The following is a 22,841-nucleotide window of genomic DNA, read 5'->3' as shown; positions in this document are numbered from 1 at the left end:
GCCGGATAGCTCGATTAACGGAAATTCACGCTGCGATCGCTGGTCATGTCGTACAGACCAAACTTACGTCCAAGCTGTTGGCCGCCATCACGCGTTAACGGCGTCCAGCCAATCGCCGCACGGCTGCGGGTCGGGCCAGACGAGAACAGATCCAGCGGCACGGATACGTACACCCCTTTGGTAAAATCACCCTCTCCGTACTCATCCGGCGAGGCGTCGGTGATGGTCGCATAGCCGCCGACCACAACGCCGCTGTCAAAGCGCTTCGCCACTTCCAGCGTTCCGCCCTTATCTCCCGCCAGATACTGGCCCACGCTGGCTTTTACCAGTACATCCTGAGCGAATGACGGATTCCAGTACGCCGTCAAATGCCCGGTCTTCACGCTGTAGTCGGTGAATTTCATCATGTCCTGCGCGCTACGCCAGTCACGCTGTTTCACGTAGTTGGCATCAACACCAAACGCCCAGTTGCTGTCTAACGGACGATACAACACTTCTGCCCCCGCTCCGCCGTACATGGTTTCCAGATAGCCACCGTAAACCTGTCCGTAGAACCCGTTTCCGAGTGACTGGAAGTAGTTGGCCTGTAGGTTATTCACGTAGACATCGTTTTGCACATACTCGCGCACATGGGTACGCACTCGTGGCAAATGCGAATCCTGCGGCGGGTTGGTGTAGTTAAATTTGTCATAGTTATTGGCGAGGTTGGCGAACAAACTCCCGGTGGTCAGCAGGTGATCGGTAACCCACCAATCCGCCGTTCCCATCACGCCCAACTGATACATATAGAAGTTTTCCGGGCCGCCCACTGACTGGTTAAGCACCGGATCGATGTGGAAATCGAAGCGTGACTTATCGATATACCAGCCCTGCTCGGTCGTTTTCGGCACCACAGGCTCAACGCGTTTTTGCGCCAGCTGGGTTTCATGGCCCAACGGTTCGCCTTCCAGATGACGCTTGAGGCTGGAAACCTCCGTTTCGGTCGTCACCTGCGGTAAGTTAAGACGATTTTCCGTAATACGGATCGTGCGGATCCCGTCGGGAAGATCGTTCATCACGATCCGGTTGGCACGTTCGATCCCTTCGCGCGAATCACGATATTTCACCTGTTCACCGGTCACATACAGCGTATCGCCCTGAACCTGAATTTTAGGATCGGCCAGTCCGGCGTTATATTTCAGCAGCGTTAACTGATTCGCCACCACCGAGTGTTGCAGGATGGCATCCTGCGGCTGTGGCTGATATTTCGGGCGGGCGTTGTCGTTATAGTTTGGCCGCAGATCGTTGAAGTTAGTCCGCAGCGTGACCCCAAACATAAAGGTGTTCCCGCGCTCATAGCTGAGGTTAACGTCGGCCCAATCGGTGACGCGATAAATAGCGCCGACGTTAAACTTGCTCTTCTGATCCAGCTTGCCCGCAAAATCCTGCTGGTAATTGTTTCCCTCATACTCCAGTTTCAGACGCAACGGCTGCCAGGGTGTCTGATACTCGACGCCGCCAAACAGCGATGCCGGGCCGTGGAACATCTGGCTGCCGTCAATAGAACCGGCCTGCTTGTAGCTGTTATCGCGATAGCAGAATTTATCGCTGTATGAGCAAAACGGATTGCTGACGTTGCCGCTGGTCCCGAGATATCCCCAGCCCAGGCCAAGCGAGAAATCAAACGGCCCCCAGGCTTTATTCGCCACAATATACTCCGCATCGAACAGGCCAGTTCCGCCAATATCCCGCGCACCAACCGCCACCTGCGGCATCCAGTAGCTCTCTTCCCACAGCCGCAGTTTGAGATCAAAAGCTTTATCCTTGTAAGTCTGATCGCCAGAAAACGACTCCACGCTACTGTATTTTTTGGTACGCACATCGGTATAGCGCAGCGTGGTTTCCAGCCACGGGAAGAGCTGCACCGACGCAGAGTAGTAGCGGTACTGATCGTTATCGCGGTAATTGAGGCTCATTTCGCCCTCGCGCGCCATGCGTGCGGTTGGGGTTTGCAGCAGCCCCACGCCGCCAAAATCGGACTGGGAAGGTCCAATGGGCGCGGGCCAGGTTTCACCATGGCAGGCAACGCTTACGCCCAGCGCCAATACGCTGAGCAGGTAAGTTTTTCTCATTATTCGGGTATCCGCTGGGTCAGGGTGCGAAGAATGTCGGCATTAATTTCATCCGGGGTGCTGCTCCAGACAGCATCAGAGAGTCCGACATAAATGATGCTGCCGGGCATCGGCTCAACGTGACGTTTGTTCCAGTAAGCGACCGGTACTTTTTGCGTGCGCCCTTCGGGATAGATAACCCAGGCGAAGCTACGATCCGCGCCGCTGAGCCGACTTTGCCCATCGAGATAACTGGCAACATCACGCCCGGGCATAAACGGTTGTTTACCCGGATGGCTTAGCAGGCCAAACAGCGTGATATGCGTTGGCTGCGCTCCGACCCACAGCGTGTAATTGCCCTGCAACGGCGGGTTGCCTCGCTCGCTGACGCGCACAACATCCGGGTCAAGATTAATCATCTGCCTGCCGGTCACCTTCAACGCCTGAATTTGCTGGCGTAATGCGTTGATAGCGGCAGCATCGTCACCGCTTTCTTCAGCGACCAGCGTCGCCAGGCGAGCCAGTAATGCCTGCTGCTGACGTCCCGCCTCCGTCGTTGCCCGCTCTTCGCTAATAACCGCGCCTGGCCACCAGCTATTGCTCAACCGCAGCTGTCCGACCAGGTCGAGCAGATGTTCGGCCCCGGTCAGCGTTTTTGGCTCTTCGCTGGCGGAGGTAAAGACCTTAACGCTGCCCGCAGCAAAAACAGACGCTGCGCTCAGGCTCAACAGCAGCGCCATAACGGCTCGTTTGATCATGATTTTGCCGCCTTAATCAGCGTGGTTTTCACCGGGAAGTAATGCGCGCCTAGATACTGTTTCGACTGGCGAATCTGCCCTTCACTGTCTATCCAGTAGCGGTTATGCCAGCGCGTTTGATCGGTCGTTATCTCTTCATCGAGGATCCGTACTGGCGTGTCATCGCTGCCGACCTTGATGGTGTCTGCGCCATCCCATTTGAAAACCGATCGCGCGGTGGCATAGCGTACCTGCTGATGTTCAGTCCAGCCCATTGTGCGGGTCCACGTTGCGCCATCGACTATCTGATTGGGTTTGATGAGTGGGTCTGCCGCCAGATTATTCACCTCAATTAGGTTGTCCCCGCCGAGATGCGTTTTCACAATGCGCCCATGCTGCGTGACGAGAATAGCCCGATCCTGAGTCACCCATTTCTGCTGTCCGTTTTCCGCAAACGCGAGTACCACAAACAGTTGGGGACCGCCGTTTAGCTGCATATACTGGCTGGCGTAGGGCATATTCTGGATTTCATCGTCCGTCATCTGTACGCCGGGAGTACCAAACACGCTATCCCACAGCGAATGCCCCAACCCTTCGGTGGTGGCTGAGCACGCCTGCAGTAACAGGCAAACCATTATGAGCGCTGGTCGCTTCACGACGTTTCTCCGCATTATTGCCGGGTGGCGCGACGCTTATCCGGCCTACAAATCCCACATACTTTTGGCAATTCAAAATAACCACACCGAAGTGTGGTTAGAATTAAACGTACCTTTATTACTGGGTACTGGTGGTTGTAGTGGTTGTGGTTCCGGTATTAGAACCATCGCCGCCACCGGTCGCCGCCAGGGCGACCCCCACTGCAGAACTTACGGTGCTCACGCTGGTTGCGGAGGAACTTCCTGCCGAAACCGACGCGGCAGCCGACCCTGCTGCCTCACCCACCTGAACGGGGGCGGCATAGACAGAAGTCGCCGCAAGCGCAGATATAGCCCACAGGCCATACAGAACTTTTTTCATCACAAATTCCCTTCATTGTATGAATGGAGATTTACCCAAAAGAATTTCGGGCGAGATCGAGTATACACAAGCCAAAGTGTGCAAATTACGTCACACGGGAATTTAGGATAATTAGATAACGAAAGGAAAAATGATTAAAAAATACAACAAAAACAATTAAATCAATAAATTAAAATATAAAAATTAAAATGCAATATCCGGTAAATCCGAAAAAATAAGAATTTGAATAACATTAAGAAAATTATTTTAGGATTAAGCTCAATTAAGGTATGAAGTTAAAACGTAGATATCCTGGAGCATTCTTACAAAAAAGCCGATATTAATATCGGCTTTTTATTTCATTAATGCCGGATGCGGCTAAACGCCTTATCCGGCCTACAAGTGTGTGCTATCAGGCACGCCAGGACTTATAACGGTTAATCAAACCGTTGGTAGAACTGTCGTGGCTGCTCACTTCTGAACCATCTTTCAGCTCTGGCAGAATGCGGTTCGCCAGCTGTTTGCCCAGCTCAACGCCCCACTGGTCAAAGGTGAAGATATTCAGGATAGCGCCCTGAGTGAAGATTTTATGTTCGTACAGTGCAATCAGCGCACCCAGGCTGAACGGCGTGATTTCGCGCAGCAGGATGGAGTTCGTTGGGCGGTTACCTTCGAACACTTTGAACGGCACAACGTGGTCCAACGTTGCCGGATCTTTACCCTGGTCGCGGTATTCCTGCTCAACCACTTCACGAGATTTACCGAATGCCAGCGCTTCGGTTTGCGCGAAGAAGTTAGACAGCAGTTTCGGATGGTGATCCGACAGCGGGTTGTGGGTGATGGCCGGCGCGATGAAATCGCATGGAACCATTTTGGTGCCCTGGTGGATCAGCTGGTAGAACGCATGCTGGCCGTTAGTACCCGGCTCACCCCAGATGATTGGGCCAGTCTGGTAATCCACCGCATTGCCGTTACGGTCAACGTATTTACCGTTGGATTCCATGTTGCCCTGCTGGAAGTAAGCCGCGAAACGGTGCATATACTGGTCATACGGCAGAATCGCTTCGGTTTCGGCACCGAAGAAGTTGTTGTACCAGATACCGATCAGCGCCAGCAGCACCGGCAGGTTTTTCTCAGCCGGAGTGGTGGAGAAGTGTTTGTCCATCGCATGCGCGCCGGAGAGCAGCTCAACAAAGTTGTCGAAGCCTACGGACAGGATGATGGACAGACCGATTGCAGACCACAGGGAGTAACGACCGCCTACCCAGTCCCAGAACTCGAACATATTGGCAGTATCAATACCGAACTCGCCAACCGCTTTACCGTTAGTGGAGAGCGCAGCGAAGTGTTTGGCAACGTGCTTGTTGTCGCCTGCGGTCGCCAGGAACCAATCACGCGCGCTGTGGGCGTTGGTCATGGTTTCCTGGGTGGTGAAGGTTTTGGAAGCGACCAGGAACAGCGTGGTTTCCGGGTTCACTTTCTTCAGCACTTCGGCAATGTGCGTACCATCGACGTTAGACACAAAGTGCATGTTCAGGTGATTTTTGTACGGACGCAGCGCTTCGGTCACCATGAACGGGCCGAGGTCAGAACCGCCGATACCGATGTTTACTACATCAGTGATGGCTTTACCGGTATAGCCTTTCCAGCTTCCGGAGATGATCGCTTCAGAGAAGGATTTCATCTTCTCCAGCACAGCATTCACTTCCGGCATGACATCTTTGCCGTCAACGATGATAGGCGTATTGCTACGGTTGCGCAGCGCCACGTGCAGCACGGCACGGTCTTCAGTGCGGTTGATTTTCTCACCGGAGAACATGGACTTGATGGCGCCCGCCAAATCGGTTTCTTTCGCCAGATCCTGCAGTTTAGCCAGCGTCTCTTCAGTGATGCGGTTTTTGGAGAAATCCACCAGCATCAAATCGTCAAACGTCGCGGAAAACTTAGTGAAACGATCGCTATCTTTCGCGAAAAGATCCGCGATAGTAACGTCTTTCATTTCTTCAAAGTGTTTTTGTAGTGCCTGCCAGGCTGAGGTCTGCGTTGGATTGATGTTTTTCATTAGCAATACTCTTCTGATTTTGAGAATTGTGACTGAGATCGATTGTAACGCCAGTCACAGAAAAGTGTGATTGTTTTAATGCCATTGCCAGGGCATCCGCCAAACGTGGCTAAAAAGTATAGCGGTTATCAGCGTTGTTATTAGTACCGTTACTCAACGCAGTTGCAGCATGAAAAATCCGCATAATCCCAGCGTTGACAGTGCAAGCTACACATTTTATTTATAAATACGGTATTTGCATTTGCGCCTGCACCGGTTTCTGTTCTGCCTTATGTGCCATGGTCGCTCTATTCATTCCCTGACACGAGGTAGTTATGACTGATGTAGTTGTCTCCAAGTTTGGCGGTACCAGCGTGGCGGATTTTGATGCCATGAATCGCAGCGCTGATGTAGTGCTTTCTGATGCTAACGTCCGTGTAGTGGTACTTTCCGCTTCTGCGGGGATCACCAACCTGCTGGTCGCACTGGCTGAAGGGCTGGAGCCAACCGCGCGCTTCGAAAAACTCGATGCCATTCGTCAAATTCAGTTCAATATTCTGGAGCGCCTGCGTTATCCAAACGTGATCCGTGAAGAGATCGAACGTCTGCTGGAAAACATCACCACGCTGGCAGAAGCGGCGTCACTGGCGACCTCAACCGCGCTGACCGACGAACTGGTCAGCCACGGTGAACTGATGTCTACCCTGCTGTTCGTCGAGATCCTGCGTGAGCGCAACGTGCAGGCGCAGTGGTTTGACGTACGTAAAGTGATGCGCACCAACGATCGTTTTGGCCGCGCAGAGCCTGACGTCGCGGCGCTAGCCGAACTGGCAACGCTCCAGTTGGCCCCACGTCTGAGCGAAGGTCTGGTGATTACTCAGGGCTTTATCGGCAGTGAAGGCAAAGGCCGCACCACCACGTTGGGGCGCGGCGGGAGCGATTATACGGCTGCCCTGCTGGCCGAAGCGCTGCACGCCACGCGCGTCGATATCTGGACCGATGTTCCAGGCATTTACACGACCGATCCGCGCGTTGTTCCGGCGGCGCAGCGTATTGATGAAATCGCCTTTGAAGAGGCCGCAGAAATGGCGACCTTTGGCGCGAAAGTGCTGCACCCGGCAACGTTGTTGCCAGCCGTGCGTAGCGATATCCCGGTGTTTGTTGGCTCCAGTAAGGATCCAAAAGCAGGCGGTACGCTGGTATGCAATAAAACCGCGAATCCACCGCTGTTCCGGGCGCTGGCACTGCGCCGTAAGCAAACGCTGCTAACGCTGCATAGCCTGAATATGCTGCACTCTCGCGGCTTTTTAGCGGAAGTGTTCGGCATCCTGGCACGCCACAATATCTCGGTAGATTTGATTACCACATCCGAAGTCAGCGTGGCGCTGACACTGGATACTACAGGCTCCACCTCCACCGGCGATACACTGTTAACACAGTCTCTGCTGATGGAACTGTCTGCACTGTGTCGGGTTGAAGTGGAAGAAGGCCTGGCGCTGGTGGCACTGATTGGCAACGACCTGTCCAAAGCCTGTGGCGTGGGTAAAGAGGTGTTCGGCGTACTGGAACCGTTCAACATCCGCATGATTTGCTACGGCGCATCCAGCCATAACCTGTGCTTCCTGGTGCCCGGTACTGAAGCCGAACAAGTGGTACAGAAGCTGCACCATAATTTGTTTGAGTGAGTAGATGTCAACGCCCGATGGCTCTTGTACCATCGGGCAGTTTCACCGCAGCACCGTTTCATATAACAATCTGTCCAGCTCCCTGACATCGCCTTCCCGGCAATCCGGTAACGTCGGCGGAATCTCTCCTCTTTCCAGTTCGGCGCGGATAAACGCATGCAACAGTGGACGACGCGGGCCGTATTCCGCTTCACCCGCACACTGCTTGCGTTCCAGCAGTTCATCAATTTCCTGACGCAACGGCGCATCCAGTTCACTTCCCGCCAGCAGGTCGGCAAAACGCATCGGCGGCACGCCTTTCCCCGCTTCCACCCAACGCACCGCCAGCAGCGGCCGAATGACGTAAAAGTACTTTTTCAATCGCACGTCGTCACCTTGCAGATAGCCACGGAAGTTTTTTCGCGCCATCGAGTAGTAGTGCCAGCGGGCACGTAGCGGGGAAAACCATTTGGGCACCAACGCTTTCAGCGCCGACACGGTCACTTCATCCTGCCGATAGACCACTGGCGAGTCCAGCCACTCGATAAGCGTAGGGTTCGCGCCTTTCAGTAACCCCAGCGCCTTGCGCCATTCCCAGCCACACACGTCCAGCTCATCATCTATCGGCAACTCGATAACATCTCGTGGCGCTTCGACCCGCAGATACCACTCAGGCGGATGAACATAGAGAAATCGCACGTCGTAGTCGCTGTCCGGCGAGGCAAATCCCCAGCCACGGCTGCCGGATTCACAGGCATACAGCACCCTGACGTCATAGCGCTGCTCAACCTCTTTTAGCTGGCGCAATACCTTTTCGCGCATCGCGCCGTCCACTGTGTTGTAGCTCATTATTCTTATCCTTTTATGTTCACAAGGCCGTGCAGCACCTGGTCCAGGCCTCCGAACACCGAGATTTTATCGATACGTTCAGCGACTCTTTCAAGGGTTTCCAGCTCTTTTAAGCGCAGCGCCACCGGGTTGTTTTCCATCACTTTCGCGGTATTCAACAGCGATCGCGTCGCGGCAGTCTCTTCACGACGGCGGATCACGTTGGCCTGGGCGGATTTCTCAGCTTCAACCAGTTGGGACAGGATGGCCTTCATATCCCCCGGCAGGACAATATCTTTCACGCCGAGCGAAGCGACCTCTATACCAAACGGCGTCATTCGGGCTTTCACCTGTGCGCTCACCACCTCATCGATCACCTGCTTATCTTCCAGCAGCTCGTCCAGCGTGCGCGTTCCCACCGCTTCCCGCAGGGCAAACTGCAATTCGCGGTAAAGGTGATCCAGCGGTTTGGTTAGTTGGCCAAAAGCCAGCAACACATCGCCATAACGCCAGTTTGCGGCCAGATTTAAACGCAGGTTGACCTTATCCTTGGTCAGGATCTCTTGTCCACCGACCTCCAGTACCTGTAAACGAGTATCAACAACTTCGGCTTCAATCAGATGGTTTACCTTCCAGTATGCGGTCAACCCCGGCGGCAACAGCGTCTGGGTTTCGCCATCAATTTTCAGCACACCAACATGCCACGCAGGAACCTGTACCGTTAAGATAGCTTCACGACCTTTCACCGTACCGTTACGTCGTGGCTGTAACACTGCATTCATCACCTCAACCGGTACCGAAACCTGACGAGTATCCATACGCACCAGCTTCAGTGCTTCCTCTGCGCGCCAGTACAGACGGCGCGTTCCCGGTGGCAAAATTTCCTGCAAGACGCCGTTCACATACAGCGCACCCGCTTCGGTATCGGTTAAATCGGCCACCACACAGTACTGCTCCACCCATGTAGGCTGGAAGCGACGTAAATACTCCGCCAGTGCTTCCGGAATTTCGCTGCCATCGGTATTGATCACCAGAACATCCGGTGTGTTAAACCATGGCAAACGGTGTTCACCTGCATCCAGTACCTGATAGTAATCACCCTGTCGGGATAAAAGGCCAAGCTGGCCTTTACGAATAGTGATTTTTTTCTTCATTTTTTATTCCTTATTGTGAGTCAGGTGCGGGTGCAGGGGCGAAGCGACAGGGGAATTCCCTTTTGCCTGTCGCACGGCATCTTTACCGGCAGCCTGTTCTGGAGCGTGCCAACTGCACATTACTTCGCTTTATACCTTTGATTAACAACCAGTTTTCATTCGGAGGATGAAATTGGGAATCGAACCCACTGTGTGTCAGCGGCTGACGGAACACTCCCGGAAAACAGCCTGTGCCGTTCCTGATGTGCCGGCGGGGTTTAACCCCCTGCGTTTTCAGCGTGATTGACGTAAGAGTTATTGCCAGAAGCGTGCCAGAAATGAAAATCGTCAGAGTTTATTTTTAATTAATTGATTTATATAAATTTAATTGTTTACGCCAATATTGGCAGTTGTCTCACTCGGTTAATTTTTTTATCTTTTAATCTCTTAATTTATCTTTTTGGATAAACCATGAAAAAGCGGCGGGTTGTAATTGGCGTACTGGGTACGGTGCTGGACAAACGCGGTAAACGCGCCAATCGGTTTAAAAAGTGGCGCCCCACGGTTGGATTGTGCCAACAGCCTGATTTCCCTGTCGACAGACTGGAACTGCTCCACCAGCCACGCGATGAAGGCATGGCGCAAAGTTTGATTGAAGACGTCGCACTGCTCTCACCTGACACCGAAGTACGCCCGCATGCCGTGACTATTAACGACCCCTGGGATTTTGAAGAGGTCTACGCCGCCTTTCTCGACTTCGCCACACGCTACAGCTTTGATACGGAAAACGAAGAGTATCTGGTGCACATCACCACCGGGACGCACGTCGCGCAGATCTGCTGGTTTCTGCTAACGGAAGCCCGCTACCTGCCCGCCAGCCTGCTGCAAACCAGTCCGGCACCAGCCGGTTCATCGGATGAGGCCGTCGCCGCCGGCATTTGCTCGGTAATCGATCTTGATTTAAGCCGCTACGCCACGCTCACCAGTCGTTTTCAGCGCGAACAGCAGCAGTCGGTCTCTTTCCTGAAGGCCGGAATTGATACGCGCAACGCCACCTTCAATAAACTGATCGATCGCATTGAGCGTGTGGCTCTACGTTCGACCGACCCAATCCTGCTCACCGGCCCCACCGGCGCGGGTAAATCCTTTCTGGCGAAACGTATTTTTCAGCTACGCCAGTCGCGGCATCTGGTGGCGGGAAAACTGGTCGCCGTCAACTGCGCAACCCTGCGTGGCGACAACGCGATGTCTACGTTGTTCGGTCACGTGAAAGGAGCGTTTACTGGCGCACTCACGGCGCGCAGCGGACTGCTGCGAGAAGCGGATGGCGGCGTGCTGTTTCTCGATGAGATAGCCGAACTGGGGTTAGACGAGCAAGCTATGCTGCTAAAAGCGATTGAAGAAAAAACCTTTTTCCCGTTTGGATCGGACAAAGAAGTACAGAGCGATTTTCAACTGATTGCCGGAACCCATCGTGATATGCAGCAATGGGTCGCCGAGGGCCGTTTTCGCGAAGATCTCTACGCGCGTATCAATATGTGGAACTTCGCCCTGCCCGGTCTGGCGCAGCGGCGGGAAGATATCGCTCCGAACGTCGAGTATGAGCTACACCGTTTTTCCAGCAGTAAACAGATGCAGACCCGTTTCGACAAAGAGGCACGTGCTTGTTATCTGGCATTTGCCTGCTCCCCACAGGCGCAGTGGCGCGGCAATTTTCGCGAGCTAAGTTCATCCATCGCGCGAATGGCGACGCTTGCCGAACAGGGACGCATCACCTTATCCCTTGTCGAAGAAGAAATTGCGCTGTTAAAAGAGAGTTGGCAGATTAACGATACGCAACCGGAACTGAACATGGACATTGACCTTTTCGATCGCCGCCAGTTAGAAACTGTTCTGGAAGTGTGCCGCCGCAGCGCGTCGCTATCGGAAGCCGGACGCGAACTGTTTGCCGTCTCACGGCAGAAAAAAGCCAATCCTAACGATGCAGACCGCTTGCGAAAATATCTCACCCGCTTCGGGCTGAGCTGGGAGAGCGTTCGCAGCGATCAGATACAATAAACAATATCTAACATTACCCAATCTGAAATGTTACTGGTTTTCCTAACTTCACCAGCATCATGACCAGCGCATCAAGGGTAAATTTGTTGGTTTTCTGATTAACAACATCTGAAACACGGGGCCGGGAAATATTCAGTTTCACAGCAGCTTCCGCTTGTTTCAGATGGTTTTCATCAATCCATCCGGAAATCTCTTGCATCAACTGCTGCTTCAGGCGGATGAGTTGTTCGACCTCGCATTCAGCATCATGCTTTAGGCTCTTCGCTTCCGCTTCTGCAAACCCCAGTTCGGCAAAAATATTGACATCCGGAGAGGTTACATGGCGAACCTTATTATCAACGGTATTGTTCATTTCTGATTCCTGTCTTCTTGCAAAGCGGTTCGATATCTAACTTTAGCAATGTGTTTATCGTGCTCAGAAGTACGTTTCGTCTTTTTATTGAAGCAATGCAGTACATAGACCGCGTTAGCATAGCGAGCAATGTAGATGATTCGGTATGCACCAGATTCATACCTGAGCCTTACCTCCTCAACACCTCGACCTATCTCTGGCATCGGCTTCCAGTCAGCAGCTTCTAATCCAGCCTGTAAACGATGTAGCTGAAAGCCAGCGGTTTTACGTATATCTTCAGGAAAGCTTCGTAAATCATCAAATGAACTGCCAATCCAGACAATGGGCTTTAAGGCCCGCTTTATTGAAAGCATAACACATCCTTGTATAAAATTTTATACAAACAATAAAATGTGTAACCCACACGTTTTCCTGTCATTACGCTAAATCAGAATAGAAATTCCGTCACTTCAACAAGCTATATTTTGCGAGGCTCTTTCAGGATTAGTTTTATTCTGCACGAATTACCGTACACTGAGGATATCGGCTAACAGAGGGCACCCTTATGGCACTCCCCCGCATTACCCAAAAAGAGATGACCGAGCGCGAACAGCGTGAACTGAAAACGCTGCTCGATCGCGCGCGCATTGCGCATGGTCGTCTGCTGACCAACGCAGAGACCAACAGCATCAAGAAAGAGTACATCGATAAACTGATGGCCTTGCGCGAAGCAGAAGCTAAAAAAGCCCGCCAGTTGAAGAAAAAGCAGGCCTATAAACCGGATGCGGAAGCATCGTTTTCCTGGTCAGCAAATACGCCGACGCGCGGCAGACGTTAGCGTCCCTTCTTCTTACGCCCCGGAGAGGTAAAACGCTTACCGTTTGCCGCCGGGCGCGATTTTTCTTTCTCCGCTGATTTTTCGATTTTCACCACCGGACGCTTAATGCCTGCGGTTTTTGGCTTCGCTTTCGCCTTCGGTTTGGCTTCTGAGGACGAGTTCTCAATCAGCTTGAACAGATCGATCAGTTCGTCATCTGTCAGGTCGCGCCATTCACCAAGCGGCAGACCAGACAAACCAACGTTCATGATTCGCGTACGCTCAAGCTTGGTAACTTCATAGCCAAAGTGTTCGCACATACGACGGATCTGACGGTTAAGTCCCTGAATCAGCGTAATGCGAAACACAAACGGCGCTTCTTTCTTCACCTTACATTTTTTGGTGACGGTACCGAGAATGGGCACACCGGCCCCCATCCCACGGATAAAGTCATCAGTGACCGGCTTATCGACCGTCACCAGATACTCTTTTTCGTGATCGTTACCGGCACGCAGGATTTTATTCACCAGGTCGCCGTGGTTGGTCAGAAAGATAAGTCCCTGGGAATCTTTGTCCAGACGGCCAATTGGAAACACGCGCTTGCTGTGATTCACGAAATCAACAATGTTGTCGCGTTCGCTGTCTTCGGTGGTGCTGACAATCCCTACCGGCTTGTTCAGCGCGATAAAAACCAGATCTTCCGCTTCACGCGGCTCAATCAACCGACCATTTACTTTTACGACGTCGCCAGGCATCACCTGATCGCCGATGGTGGCGCGTTTACCATTCAGGAAGACATTCCCTTGTTCGATAAAGCGATCCGCCTCGCGACGCGAGCAGATTCCGCTTTCACTGATGTATTTATTTAATCGGATAGATGAGTCGGGCAGCATAGTTTCTCCTGTATACACTTCACCCTTCAAGCTGTCTCTGCGTTGGCTACCCTCACTCACCCAGGTCACATAGCAATCTATGCTCCCGGGGGTTCGCTCCCTTGCCGCCTTGATACAACTTGAATGACTTTGTGTATTAAAAGCGAAATATACCCTACCTTGCGAACGATAAAAAATAATCGTGTTCGACTGTCCACACGCTATTTGTGATCCGTCACACCTTTTGACACAAAAGTGTCAGCGATCCATCCCTGCAATTTTGTTGAGTGAAAACAAGCAGAATCAATACATTAGAGAGGTATGCACATCTGTGCCGACAACGCACCATCACCACATCAAATGTGCAACACAATCGGTCATTTCAGGACGATGAAATAAGTGAAAATAGCTTTGAGATGGAGAACAGATGGGGTTATATCAGATCAAGAAGGCAATTTCGTGATTTGCACAAATGTGCAGGAGTCCAAAAATGGCGACGGAAAACAGCGATGATATCCGCCTGATCGTAAAAATAGCGCAGCTGTATTACGAACAGGATATGACACAAGCGCAAATAGCTCGCGAGCTGGGTATTTATCGCACCACGATCAGCCGGTTACTAAAACGTGGACGCGAGCAGGGTATCGTCACCATCGCCATTAATTACGACTACAACGAAAATCTGTGGCTGGAACAGCAGCTAAAACAGAAATTTGGCCTGAAAGAGGTGGTCGTAGTCTCCTGCGATAGCGAGCAGGAAGATGAACAACTTAATATGATGGGCGCACATGGCGCACAGTTGCTGGAACGCTTACTAGAACCTGGGGACATTATCGGGTTCTCATGGGGCCGCGCGGTACGGGGACTGGTGGAAGGATTATCTCCTGCCAGCCAGTCGCGCCAGCTGATCTGTGTGCCGATTATCGGCGGACCATCCGGCAAGCTTGAAAGCCGCTACCACGTCAATACGCTGACCTACGGCGCTGCGGCAAAGCTCAAAGGGGAATCACACCTGGCAGATTTCCCGGCACTGCTGGAAAACCCGCTGATCCGTAACGGGATCATGCAGTCACGACATTTTAAATCGATTTCTGCGTACTGGGATAATCTGGACATCGCGCTGGTCGGGATTGGATCTCCGGCGATACGTGATGGTGCCAACTGGCACGCTTTTTACGGCAGTGAAGAGAGTGATGACCTGCATGCCCGCCAGGTCGCCGGAGACATTTGCTCGCGCTTTTACGATATCAACGGTGTAACCGTAGAGACCAATATGAGTGAAAAGACGCTCTCCATCGAAACCAATAAATTAAAACAGGCGCGTTACTCCATTGGCATTGCAATGGGTGAAGAAAAATACAGTGGGATATTAGGTGCATTACGTGGAAATTATATTAACTGTTTAGTCACCAACAGCAATACCGCTGAGTTATTGTTGAAGTAAATAAATTCTAATTGGTCCTACCATAATTAAATTTATGTGGGATCCCCTTATCTGAAATCGGGAGTTAATTATGCAAACGTGGTTAAACTTGCAGGGCAAAGTCATTATTGTTACCGGTGGTGCATCCGGAATTGGTCTGGCAATTGTCGAGGAGTTATTAGCGCAAGGCGCTAATGTGCAAATGGCAGATATTCATGGCGGAGAAGGTAAATACGATAACCATGACGGGTATCATTTCTGGCCAACGGATATTTCCAGTGCCAAAGAGGTTAATCATACTGTCGCTGAAATTATCCAACGCTACGGACGTATTGATGGGCTGGTAAATAATGCTGGCGTTAATTTTCCGCGTCTGCTGGTCGATGAAAAAGCACCCGCCGGGCAATACGAACTCAACGAAGCTGCTTTTGAAAAAATGGTTAATATCAACCAGAAAGGTGTGTTCTTAATGTCGCAGGCAGCGGCACGCCAAATGGTAAAACAGCGTAACGGCGTGATTGTGAATGTCTCTTCTGAAAGCGGACTGGAAGGTTCTGAAGGTCAAAGCTGTTACGCCGCGACCAAAGCCGCATTGAATAGCTTTACCCGCTCCTGGTCGAAAGAGTTGGGCAAACACGGCATCCGCGTGGTTGGTATTGCTCCTGGCATTCTGGAAAAAACCGGACTGCGGACCCCCGAGTATGAAGAAGCGCTGGCCTGGACCCGCAACATCACCGTCGAACAGCTGCGCGAGGGCTACACCAAGAACGCGATCCCGATTGGTCGATCAGGGCGCTTAAGCGAAGTCGCTGATTTTGTTTGTTATCTTTTATCTGAGCGCGCCAGTTATATTACCGGAGTAACCACTAACATTGCGGGCGGAAAAACGCGCGGCTAAGGAGGTTTTATGGTCAATGCAATCTTCTGTGCTCACGGCAAACTGGCCTGCGCCATGCTGGAATCGGTACAGATGGTCTACGGTGATGCCAACGTTGAAGCCGTGGCATTTGTCCCCGGAGAGAACGCCAGCGACATTGTGGAAAAGCTAAAAAAGTTAGTAAGTATTCACACTGGCGATGAATGGCTGATTGCCGTCGATTTGCAGTGTGGCAGTCCCTGGAATGCCGCCGCGACGCTGGCGATGCACAATCCGGCGATACGGGTCATTAGCGGGTTATCACTGCCGTTGGCGCTGGAACTGGTAGACAACCAAAGCAATATGAATGTGGATGAACTGTGCGAACACCTGACGACCATTGCTCAACAAACCTGTGTCGTCTGGAAGCATCTGGAAACGGCCGAAGAGGATTTCTGATGAACATTACCCTTGCTCGTATTGATGACCGCCTGATCCACGGTCAGGTCACCACCGTCTGGTCGAAGGTGGCGAATGCCCAACGGATTATTATCTGTAATGACGACGTTTATAACGATGAAGTACGTCGCACATTATTACGTCAGGCCGCCCCACCGGGAATAAAAGTGAACGTCGTTAATATCGAAAAGGCGGTCGCGGTTTACCATAATCCGCAATACCAGAACGAAACCGCTTTTTATCTGTTTACCCGCCCACAGGATGCATTAGCAATGGTCAAGCAAGGCGTGAAAATCGCCACGTTAAATATTGGCGGCATGGCCTGGCGACCGGGTAAAAAACAATTAACTAAAGCCGTTTCTTTAGACAGTGACGACATTAATGCGTTTCGAGAATTAGCTAAACTGGGTGTCACGCTGGATTTACGCGTCGTCGCATCCGATCCATCTATTAATATTCTCGAAAAAATAGAAGAACAATCGTTCGCTGAATAAATAAAAATGCCTGTGTTCTTATGCTTTAACAGGCAGGGATGATCACATTCACAAGGTGACATATTATGGAAATAAGTACCCTACAAATTATCGCCATATTCCTATTTTCCTGTATTGCCGGAATGGGCAGCGTGCTGGATGAGTTCCAGACCCACCGTCCGCTAATTGCTTGTACCGTTATCGGCCTGATCCTTGGTGATTTAAAAACCGGGATTATGCTCGGCGGCACGCTGGAGTTAATCGCTCTTGGTTGGATGAACGTCGGCGCAGCGCAGTCTCCCGATTCGGCGCTCGCCAGTATTATCTCCGCCATTCTGGTTATCGTCGGTCAGCAAAGCATTGCTACCGGTATCGCCATCGCCCTGCCAGTCGCGGCGGCAGGTCAGGTACTAACTGTCTTTGCCCGTACCATCACCGTGGTGTTCCAGCACGCGGCGGATAAAGCAGCCGAAGACGCCCGCTTTCGCACCATCGACATGCTGCACGTTTCCGCTCTCGGCGTACAGGCGCTGCGCGTTGCCATTCCTGCATTAATCGTCTCGCTGTTTGTCAGCGCCGATATGGTCAGCAATATGCTCAACGCCATTCCGGAATTCGTCACCCGCGGATTGCAGATTGCCGGTGGCTTTATCGTGGTGGTCGGCTACGCCATGGTGCTGCGCATGATGGGCGTGAAGTACCTGATGCCCTTCTTCTTCCTCGGGTTTATCGCTGGGGGGTATCTCGATTTGAGCCTGCTGGCTTTCGGTGGGGTTGGCGTGATTATCGCGCTGGTCTACATCCAGTTGAACCCACAGTGGCGTAAAGCCGAACCGCAGGCGCAACCCGCCTCTTCTCAAGCTCTCGATCAGCTTGATGACTAATGGAGCCAGCCATGGAACAGAAAAAACTAACCAAATCCGACCTGTTTAGCATGTTTGTTCGCTCCAACCTACAACAGGCGTCATTCAACTTTGAACGCATTCATGGACTGGGCTTTTGCTACAACATGATCCCTGCCATCAAGCGCCTGTATCCGCTGAAAGAGGACCAGGTTGCAGCACTCAAACGCCACCTGGTGTTTTTCAACACCACGCCTGCCGTGTGCGGCCCGGTGATTGGCGTGACTGCCGCGATGGAAGAAGCTCGCGCCAATGGTGCGGAAATTGACGACGGTGCTATCAACGGCATCAAAGTTGGGCTGATGGGCCCGCTGGCCGGTGTTGGCGACCCGTTGGTCTGGGGAACATTGCGCCCGATTACCGCCGCGCTCGGCGCATCGCTGGCGCTGTCCGGAAACATTCTCGGCCCACTATTATTCTTCTTTATTTTCAATGCAGTACGTCTTGCCATGAAGTGGTACGGCTTACAGCTTGGCTTTCGTAAAGGGGTCAATATCGTCAGCGACATGGGCGGCAACCTGCTGCAGAAACTGACCGAAGGCGCATCGATTCTTGGCCTGTTTGTCATGGGGGTGTTGGTCACCAAATGGACCAGCATCAACGTGCCGCTGGTGGTATCGCAAACGCCTGGCGCAGACGGCACCACCGTCACCATGACCGTGCAGAACATTCTCGACCAACTCTGCCCCGGCCTGCTGGCGCTGGGTCTGACGCTGCTGATGGTGCGTCTGCTTAACAAGAAAATTAATCCGGTATGGCTGATCTTCGCCCTGTTTGCGCTGGGGATTATCGGTAACGCGCTGGGCTTCCTGTCCTGATTTTTTCGCTCCGGCAATGCCGGGGCAACTTCAACAAATAGTCCTCGAAAGAGGAAGAGGTGGTAACAATGCAAACAACAACAGCTTTACGCCTTTATGGTAAACGCGATCTGCGCCTGGAAACCTTCGATCTTCCTGAAATGCAGGACGATGAAATTCTGGCCTCAGTCGTAACCGACAGCCTGTGCCTTTCCTCCTGGAAAGAGGCTAACCAGGGCGAGAACCACAAAAAGGTGCCGGACGATGTGGCCACCAACCCGATCATCATCGGTCACGAGTTTTGCGGCGATATTATTGCCGTGGGGAAAAAATGGCAGCATAAGTTTCAGCCCGGCCAGCGCTATGTCATTCAGGCTAACCTGCAACTGCCGGATCGCCCGGACTGCCCCGGCTACTCCTTCCCGTGGGTAGGCGGTGAAGCCACGCACGTTATCATTCCTGATGAAGTCATGGAGCAGGACTGCCTGTTGGCCTACGAAGGTGAAACCTATTTTGAAGGCTCGCTGGTTGAGCCGCTGTCCTGCGTGATTGGCGCATTCAACGCCAACTATCACCTACAGGAAGGTACTTATAACCACAAGATGGGCATTCGTCCGCAGGGGCGTACACTGATACTCGGCGGCACCGGGCCGATGGGACTACTGGCGATCGACTACGCGCTGCATGGTCCGGTTAACCCAGCGCTGCTGGTGGTGACCGACACCAATAACGACAAGCTGAGCTACGCCCGCAAGCACTATCCATCAGAACCACAAACGTTGATCCATTATCTCCACGCGCAGGATGCGAGTTATGACAGCTTGATGGCGCTGAGCGGCGGGCACGGGTTTGATGACATCTTTGTGTTTGTGCCCAATGAACAACTGGTCACGCTGGCCTCTTCTTTGCTGGCTGCGGATGGTTGCATGAACTTCTTTGCCGGTCCGCAGGATAAGCAGTTTAGCGCGCCGATTAACTTCTACGACGTGCACTATGCCTTCACCCATTATGTTGGGACATCTGGCGGCAATACCGACGACATGCGCGCGGCGGTAAAACTGATCGAAGAGAAGAAAGTTCAGGCGGCAAAAGTGGTGACGCACATTCTGGGATTGAATGCGGCAGGTGAAACAACGCTGGAACTGCCGCAAGTCGGTGGGGGTAAAAAACTGGTTTACACCGGAAAAGCATTGCCGTTAACTGCGCTCACCCAGATTGACGATCCGGCCTTGCGCGATATCCTGGAGCGTCATCAGGGGATCTGGTCGCAGGAAGCCGAACAGTACATATTGTCTCACGCCGAGGAGATTTAACATGATTAACCGCGACACCCAGTTGTGCATGTCGCTTGCCGGTCGCCCCGGCAACTTTGGCACACGCTTTCATAACTATCTGTATGAAAAGTTAGGGTTAAATTTTATCTACAAAGCCTTTACTACGCAGGATATTGAGGCCGCAGTGAAAGGCGTTCGCGCACTCGGGATTCGCGGCTGTGCGGTCTCTATGCCGTTTAAAGAGAGTTGCATGCCGTTTCTGGATGCCATCGATCCTTCCGCAAAAGTCATTGATTCCGTCAACACCATTGTCAATGACAACGGTACGCTGACAGGATTTAACACCGACTACATTGCGGTAAAAAGCCTGATTACCAGCCACCAGCTTGATAACCACGCACGCGTCATGATCCGCGGCAGCGGTGGAATGGGTAAAGCTGTCATTGCTGCATTTCGCGATGCCGGTTTTCGCGATGTGATCGTCGCCGCCCGTAACCGGGAGAGCGGTCCGGCGCTGGCAAAACAGTACGGTTTCCAGTGGCAACCGCAGCCGGAAGGGATTACCTGCGATATTCTGGTCAACGTGACGCCCGTCGGCATGGCTGGCGGTAAAGAGAGCGATGAACTGGCCTACAGCGAAGCGATAGTCGCTGCCGCCAGCGTGGTGTTTGACGTCGTCGCCCTGCCGCCGGAAACACCGGTAATCAAACTGGCACAGCAATTAGGTAAAAAGACCATCAGCGGTGCAGAGGTGATTGCCTTACAGGCCGTAGAGCAGTTCGCCATGTACACCGGCGTACGCCCGGATGACGAGCTAATCGCCGAAGCGGCAGAATTTGCGCGGGCGGGGTAAAGAAGCAGGAAGAGAGCGCCAGGGATGGGCGCTCTGTCTATTTTAGGTACTATGCAACAGCGAACAGTTGCTGGTCAGCTTTCGCTTCCAACTGCGCCAGCGCGGGAATCAATTGGCTGATGTTGACCAGACTGTGTCCTAACTGGCATATGCTCTCATACGCAAAATGTTCCTGACCTTCACCCCCCATGGTCAGCAGGCTTTCGCCCATAAAATTCAGCGTCTGGTACAACCCTGCCAGCGCCTCTTCACAGCCAAACGATAGCGCCAGATTTTCTTCGGTAGTGAGATGGCTACAATCAAGATGGTGGAACGCCTCGGCGAGTGGAAAATAAAGTAGATCGGCCTGTGAAATGAGAGAATAGCGGACATTCAAATGGGGATAAAACGTAGTTAGTCATGCCATCAGCAGGTAATATGACGATACGCAAAAAGTACGCCATCAATTGCTAAATCATCGCGTCTAAGAAGGTTTGGGAGAGTTCAATGTCTTCAGCTTTTCAGCATCGATTCATTCTGACTGGTGGCCCAGGGTCAGGCAAAAGCACGATAATTGATACGATTATAAAACGAGGGTTTTGGTGTTCTAAAGAAGCTGGAAGAGGTGTGATACAAGACCAGGTTAACATCGGCGGCGATGCATTACCGTGGGCCAACCAGACTGCATTTGCAGAGCTGATGCTATCCTGGGAAATGCGTTCGTGGCATGAAGCGGAAGGGCACACACAACCCTGCTTCTTTGATCGTGGTGTTCCTGATGTTGTAGGTTATTTACGTCTTTCTGAACTTACCATACCGAGGCATCTGGAGAACGCCATCGAGAAATTTCGCTATAACCGAATCGTATTTATTGCACCACCCTGGCGTGAAATATATGTACAGGACACAGAGCGCAAACAATCTTTCGATGTTGCCATCGCGACATATCACGCAATGGTAAAAACATACCGTATGTATGACTATCAGTTGATTGAATTACCATGTGCTTCTGTAGAAGAGCGAGTGGATTTTATTCTTTCCAGGATAAAACCCTGCTAAAACGGCAACTACGTGTAGTGGTGAATCACCATGCATGAATCTGTCATATTCTAGTGGACATATAGCTTCCGCGCCTGGCACAAAGCCCCCCTATCCCATGTTATCGTTTCTCGTATCAACCGCAGCATCCTGAAAAACTACGTATTATTGCGAGGCGCTTTCCTGTTTCCTCCTGCCAGCATTTCCCCTTGCTCCCCCGTTTTTCGTTTGGCGAATGGTTTAGCTGGTGATGTTAAACCTGTTGAAGAATGCTCGCACGTTCACTGGATTATCAGGAGGTCTTCCGCCATGAATAAACTGACTCAGTACGATCCCGCGACTGCGCTGGTTGATGATGAAGGTACTCGGCATTGAATTGACACTTAAAAAATAGCCTCAGCTTCTATCTCCCCCTTCCAACATCGTGAGCCATATCAGTAAGGCGTTAGCCTGATAGTGGTAGCATTAGCGCGGTTTGTAATTTTCTGATTACATGGAGAAATGATGGAACTGCTTTTATTGAGTAACTCGACGCTGCCGGGCAAAGGCTGGATGGAACATGCGCTGCCGCTGATTGCTGAACAACTGAATGGTCGCCGTACGGCGGTGTTTATTCCGTTCGCTGGCGTGACGCAAACCTGGGATGAGTACACGGCGAAAACGGCAGCCATCTTTGCGCCAATGGGCGTCAACGTTACGGGTATTCATACCGTTGCCGACCCGATTGCCGCTATTGAAAACGCAGAGCTGGTGATTGTCGGCGGGGGTAATACCTTCCAGTTACTGAAAGAAAGCCGCGAACGCGGACTGCTGGCGCCGATTGTGGATGTCGTCAAACGCGGTGCGCTGTACATTGGCTGGAGCGCAGGTTCCAACCTCGCCTGCCAGACCATCCGCACCACCAACGACATGCCGATTGTTGATCCAAAAGGCTTTGATGCGCTCGGTCTGTTCCCGCTGCAAATTAACCCACACTTCACCAACGCGCTGCCGGAAGGCCACAAAGGCGAAACGCGTGAACAGCGTATCCGCGAGCTGCTGGTTGTGGCACCAGAGCTGACGGTGATTGGCTTGCCGGAAGGTAACTGGATCAAAGTGAGTAACGGTCAATCCGTGCTTGGCGGCCCGAACACCACGTATATCTTCAAAGCGGGTGAAGAGGCGGCTGCCGTTGAAGCAGGCCACTGCTTTTAGTTGATTTATTGTCTGATGCCGGATGC

Annotated in this window: 24 protein-coding genes; 13 read left to right on the top strand and 11 right to left on the bottom strand. The window is 52.2% G+C overall.

What is annotated here, in order from left to right; translation table 11 throughout:
- Positions 1 to 14 precede the first annotated feature (14 nt).
- The 5 genes from OGX94_RS20030 to pgi form a co-directional block, all read right to left on the bottom strand.
- Positions 15 to 2,111, bottom strand: coding sequence for a YjbH domain-containing protein (locus OGX94_RS20030; RefSeq protein ID WP_257662336.1), 2,097 nt, complete (start codon positions 2,109 to 2,111; stop codon positions 15 to 17).
- The gene (locus OGX94_RS20025; RefSeq protein WP_286569838.1) at positions 2,111 to 2,848 is read right to left on the bottom strand and encodes a capsule biosynthesis GfcC family protein; all 738 of its coding nucleotides are present in this window, start codon (positions 2,846 to 2,848) and stop codon (positions 2,111 to 2,113) included. The genes OGX94_RS20030 and OGX94_RS20025 overlap by 1 nt, the downstream gene beginning before the upstream one ends.
- On the bottom strand, positions 2,845 to 3,483 hold the full coding sequence (locus OGX94_RS20020) for a YjbF family lipoprotein (RefSeq protein ID WP_257662338.1): 639 nt from the start codon (positions 3,481 to 3,483) through the stop codon (positions 2,845 to 2,847). Before OGX94_RS20020 ends, OGX94_RS20025 begins: the two co-directional genes overlap by 4 nt.
- A 118-nt stretch (positions 3,484 to 3,601) precedes the next feature.
- Positions 3,602 to 3,844: an exopolysaccharide production protein YjbE gene (gene yjbE, locus OGX94_RS20015; protein WP_003826562.1), complete on the bottom strand. Its 243-nt coding sequence runs from the start codon at positions 3,842 to 3,844 to the stop codon at positions 3,602 to 3,604.
- Between the two features lie 391 nt (positions 3,845 to 4,235).
- A complete protein-coding gene (gene pgi / locus OGX94_RS20010) occupies positions 4,236 to 5,885 on the bottom strand; it encodes a glucose-6-phosphate isomerase (protein ID WP_003826559.1) in 1,650 nt (549 codons plus the stop codon).
- Between the two features lie 314 nt (positions 5,886 to 6,199).
- Here pgi and lysC point away from each other — a divergent pair, with 314 nt between their 5' ends.
- Positions 6,200 to 7,549, top strand: a complete 1,350-nt coding sequence (gene lysC, locus OGX94_RS20005; protein WP_003826556.1) for a lysine-sensitive aspartokinase 3 — start codon at positions 6,200 to 6,202, stop codon at positions 7,547 to 7,549.
- A 42-nt stretch (positions 7,550 to 7,591) separates the two neighbouring features.
- On the opposite strand, the gene OGX94_RS20000 is transcribed toward lysC, so the two are convergent.
- Entirely contained in the window at positions 7,592 to 8,377 is a 786-nt protein-coding gene (locus OGX94_RS20000) for a nucleotidyltransferase domain-containing protein (protein WP_063941218.1), read from the bottom strand.
- Positions 8,378 to 8,382: 5 nt separating this feature from the next.
- Positions 8,383 to 9,510 (bottom strand): slipin family protein, encoded by a 1,128-nt coding sequence (locus OGX94_RS19995; RefSeq protein WP_063941217.1) that lies wholly within the window; start codon positions 9,508 to 9,510, stop codon positions 8,383 to 8,385.
- Positions 9,511 to 9,960: 450 nt separating this feature from the next.
- On the opposite strand from OGX94_RS19995, the gene rtcR reads away from it, so the two are divergent.
- The gene (gene rtcR / locus OGX94_RS19990) at positions 9,961 to 11,547 is read left to right on the top strand and encodes an RNA repair transcriptional activator RtcR (protein ID WP_257662339.1); all 1,587 of its coding nucleotides are present in this window, start codon (positions 9,961 to 9,963) and stop codon (positions 11,545 to 11,547) included.
- A 13-nt stretch (positions 11,548 to 11,560) separates the two neighbouring features.
- On the opposite strand, the gene OGX94_RS19985 is transcribed toward rtcR, so the two are convergent.
- Together OGX94_RS19985 and OGX94_RS19980 are read right to left on the bottom strand one after the other, a co-directional pair.
- Positions 11,561 to 11,899: a helix-turn-helix domain-containing protein gene (locus tag OGX94_RS19985; protein WP_063941216.1), complete on the bottom strand. Its 339-nt coding sequence runs from the start codon at positions 11,897 to 11,899 to the stop codon at positions 11,561 to 11,563.
- The gene (locus OGX94_RS19980) at positions 11,896 to 12,252 is read right to left on the bottom strand and encodes a type II toxin-antitoxin system RelE/ParE family toxin (RefSeq protein WP_008786902.1); all 357 of its coding nucleotides are present in this window, start codon (positions 12,250 to 12,252) and stop codon (positions 11,896 to 11,898) included. Before OGX94_RS19980 ends, OGX94_RS19985 begins: the two co-directional genes overlap by 4 nt.
- A 191-nt stretch (positions 12,253 to 12,443) precedes the next feature.
- Here OGX94_RS19980 and OGX94_RS19975 point away from each other — a divergent pair, with 191 nt between their 5' ends.
- Positions 12,444 to 12,716, top strand: coding sequence for a YjbD family protein (locus OGX94_RS19975; RefSeq protein ID WP_003826541.1), 273 nt, complete (start codon positions 12,444 to 12,446; stop codon positions 12,714 to 12,716).
- On the opposite strand, the gene rluF is transcribed toward OGX94_RS19975, so the two are convergent.
- Positions 12,713 to 13,588 (bottom strand): 23S rRNA pseudouridine(2604) synthase RluF, encoded by an 876-nt coding sequence (gene rluF / locus OGX94_RS19970; protein WP_008786901.1) that lies wholly within the window; start codon positions 13,586 to 13,588, stop codon positions 12,713 to 12,715. The two genes, OGX94_RS19975 and rluF, sit on opposite strands and share 4 nt — an antisense overlap.
- A gap of 469 nt (positions 13,589 to 14,057) precedes the next feature.
- Between rluF and OGX94_RS19965 the strand changes: the two genes are divergently transcribed.
- From OGX94_RS19965 to OGX94_RS19930, 8 genes are all read left to right on the top strand, one after another.
- Complete coding sequence (locus OGX94_RS19965; protein WP_257662340.1) at positions 14,058 to 15,011, top strand: sugar-binding transcriptional regulator; 954 nt, start codon at positions 14,058 to 14,060, stop codon at positions 15,009 to 15,011.
- A gap of 70 nt (positions 15,012 to 15,081) precedes the next feature.
- Positions 15,082 to 15,888, top strand: coding sequence for an SDR family oxidoreductase (locus tag OGX94_RS19960; RefSeq protein WP_003826533.1), 807 nt, complete (start codon positions 15,082 to 15,084; stop codon positions 15,886 to 15,888).
- Positions 15,889 to 15,897: 9 nt separating this feature from the next.
- The gene (locus OGX94_RS19955) at positions 15,898 to 16,305 is read left to right on the top strand and encodes a mannose/fructose/sorbose PTS transporter subunit IIA (protein WP_063941214.1); all 408 of its coding nucleotides are present in this window, start codon (positions 15,898 to 15,900) and stop codon (positions 16,303 to 16,305) included.
- Positions 16,305 to 16,799, top strand: a complete 495-nt coding sequence (locus tag OGX94_RS19950) for a PTS sugar transporter subunit IIB (RefSeq protein ID WP_257662341.1) — start codon at positions 16,305 to 16,307, stop codon at positions 16,797 to 16,799. Before OGX94_RS19955 ends, OGX94_RS19950 begins: the two co-directional genes overlap by 1 nt.
- Positions 16,800 to 16,864: 65 nt before the next feature.
- Positions 16,865 to 17,662 carry a PTS mannose/fructose/sorbose transporter subunit IIC gene (locus OGX94_RS19945; RefSeq protein ID WP_003826527.1) on the top strand — a complete coding sequence of 266 codons (798 nt, stop codon included), beginning with the start codon at positions 16,865 to 16,867 and terminating at the stop codon, positions 17,660 to 17,662.
- Positions 17,663 to 17,673: 11 nt separating this feature from the next.
- On the top strand, positions 17,674 to 18,498 hold the full coding sequence (locus OGX94_RS19940) for a PTS system mannose/fructose/sorbose family transporter subunit IID (protein ID WP_257662342.1): 825 nt from the start codon (positions 17,674 to 17,676) through the stop codon (positions 18,496 to 18,498).
- Positions 18,499 to 18,566: 68 nt separating this feature from the next.
- Positions 18,567 to 19,790: an L-sorbose 1-phosphate reductase gene (gene sorE / locus OGX94_RS19935; RefSeq protein ID WP_003826522.1), complete on the top strand. Its 1,224-nt coding sequence runs from the start codon at positions 18,567 to 18,569 to the stop codon at positions 19,788 to 19,790.
- Position 19,791: 1 nt separating this feature from the next.
- Positions 19,792 to 20,604 carry a shikimate 5-dehydrogenase gene (locus OGX94_RS19930; protein WP_191221946.1) on the top strand — a complete coding sequence of 271 codons (813 nt, stop codon included), beginning with the start codon at positions 19,792 to 19,794 and terminating at the stop codon, positions 20,602 to 20,604.
- A gap of 49 nt (positions 20,605 to 20,653) precedes the next feature.
- Here OGX94_RS19930 and OGX94_RS19925 read toward each other — a convergent pair whose 3' ends face one another.
- Positions 20,654 to 20,980 (bottom strand): hypothetical protein, encoded by a 327-nt coding sequence (locus OGX94_RS19925; RefSeq protein WP_063941211.1) that lies wholly within the window; start codon positions 20,978 to 20,980, stop codon positions 20,654 to 20,656.
- 110 nt (positions 20,981 to 21,090) lie between these two features.
- Here OGX94_RS19925 and OGX94_RS19920 point away from each other — a divergent pair, with 110 nt between their 5' ends.
- Positions 21,091 to 21,642 (top strand): AAA family ATPase, encoded by a 552-nt coding sequence (locus OGX94_RS19920; RefSeq protein WP_149335851.1) that lies wholly within the window; start codon positions 21,091 to 21,093, stop codon positions 21,640 to 21,642.
- A 483-nt stretch (positions 21,643 to 22,125) separates the two neighbouring features.
- Positions 22,126 to 22,815 carry a dipeptidase PepE gene (gene pepE / locus OGX94_RS19915; RefSeq protein ID WP_191222628.1) on the top strand — a complete coding sequence of 230 codons (690 nt, stop codon included), beginning with the start codon at positions 22,126 to 22,128 and terminating at the stop codon, positions 22,813 to 22,815.
- The last annotated feature ends 26 nt before the right edge of the window (positions 22,816 to 22,841 follow it).

It is taken from the genome of Citrobacter sp. Cpo037 (genome assembly GCF_030332945.1).
GTDB lineage: Bacteria > Pseudomonadota > Gammaproteobacteria > Enterobacterales > Enterobacteriaceae > Citrobacter > Citrobacter portucalensis.
The sequence above is the reverse complement of the archived record's forward strand: the minus strand, read 5'-3'. Positions and strand labels throughout refer to the sequence as shown.

Bases quoted from the DNA above. Each gene is read 5' to 3' on its own strand.
- OGX94_RS19940 (WP_257662342.1), top strand. From the start codon at position 17,674: ATGGAACAGAAAAAACTAACCAAATCCGACCTGTTTAGCATGTTTGTT.
- OGX94_RS19960 (WP_003826533.1), top strand. From the start codon at position 15,082: ATGCAAACGTGGTTAAACTTGCAGGGCAAAGTCATTATTGTTACCGGT.
- rluF (WP_008786901.1), bottom strand. From the start codon at position 13,588: ATGCTGCCCGACTCATCTATCCGATTAAATAAATACATCAGTGAAAGC.
- OGX94_RS19930 (WP_191221946.1), top strand. From the start codon at position 19,792: ATGATTAACCGCGACACCCAGTTGTGCATGTCGCTTGCCGGTCGCCCC.
- yjbE (WP_003826562.1), bottom strand. From the start codon at position 3,844: ATGAAAAAAGTTCTGTATGGCCTGTGGGCTATATCTGCGCTTGCGGCG.
- OGX94_RS19950 (WP_257662341.1), top strand. From the start codon at position 16,305: ATGAACATTACCCTTGCTCGTATTGATGACCGCCTGATCCACGGTCAG.
- OGX94_RS19975 (WP_003826541.1), top strand. From the start codon at position 12,444: ATGGCACTCCCCCGCATTACCCAAAAAGAGATGACCGAGCGCGAACAG.
- OGX94_RS19965 (WP_257662340.1), top strand. From the start codon at position 14,058: ATGGCGACGGAAAACAGCGATGATATCCGCCTGATCGTAAAAATAGCG.
- OGX94_RS19955 (WP_063941214.1), top strand. From the start codon at position 15,898: ATGGTCAATGCAATCTTCTGTGCTCACGGCAAACTGGCCTGCGCCATG.
- rtcR (WP_257662339.1), top strand. From the start codon at position 9,961: ATGAAAAAGCGGCGGGTTGTAATTGGCGTACTGGGTACGGTGCTGGAC.
- OGX94_RS19920 (WP_149335851.1), top strand. From the start codon at position 21,091: ATGTCTTCAGCTTTTCAGCATCGATTCATTCTGACTGGTGGCCCAGGG.
- OGX94_RS19945 (WP_003826527.1), top strand. From the start codon at position 16,865: ATGGAAATAAGTACCCTACAAATTATCGCCATATTCCTATTTTCCTGT.
- OGX94_RS19980 (WP_008786902.1), bottom strand. From the start codon at position 12,252: ATGCTTTCAATAAAGCGGGCCTTAAAGCCCATTGTCTGGATTGGCAGT.
- OGX94_RS20030 (WP_257662336.1), bottom strand. From the start codon at position 2,111: ATGAGAAAAACTTACCTGCTCAGCGTATTGGCGCTGGGCGTAAGCGTT.
- lysC (WP_003826556.1), top strand. From the start codon at position 6,200: ATGACTGATGTAGTTGTCTCCAAGTTTGGCGGTACCAGCGTGGCGGAT.
- OGX94_RS20025 (WP_286569838.1), bottom strand. From the start codon at position 2,848: ATGATCAAACGAGCCGTTATGGCGCTGCTGTTGAGCCTGAGCGCAGCG.
- OGX94_RS19985 (WP_063941216.1), bottom strand. From the start codon at position 11,899: ATGAACAATACCGTTGATAATAAGGTTCGCCATGTAACCTCTCCGGAT.
- OGX94_RS19995 (WP_063941217.1), bottom strand. From the start codon at position 9,510: ATGAAGAAAAAAATCACTATTCGTAAAGGCCAGCTTGGCCTTTTATCC.
- sorE (WP_003826522.1), top strand. From the start codon at position 18,567: ATGCAAACAACAACAGCTTTACGCCTTTATGGTAAACGCGATCTGCGC.
- pepE (WP_191222628.1), top strand. From the start codon at position 22,126: ATGGAACTGCTTTTATTGAGTAACTCGACGCTGCCGGGCAAAGGCTGG.
- pgi (WP_003826559.1), bottom strand. From the start codon at position 5,885: ATGAAAAACATCAATCCAACGCAGACCTCAGCCTGGCAGGCACTACAA.
- OGX94_RS20000 (WP_063941218.1), bottom strand. From the start codon at position 8,377: ATGAGCTACAACACAGTGGACGGCGCGATGCGCGAAAAGGTATTGCGC.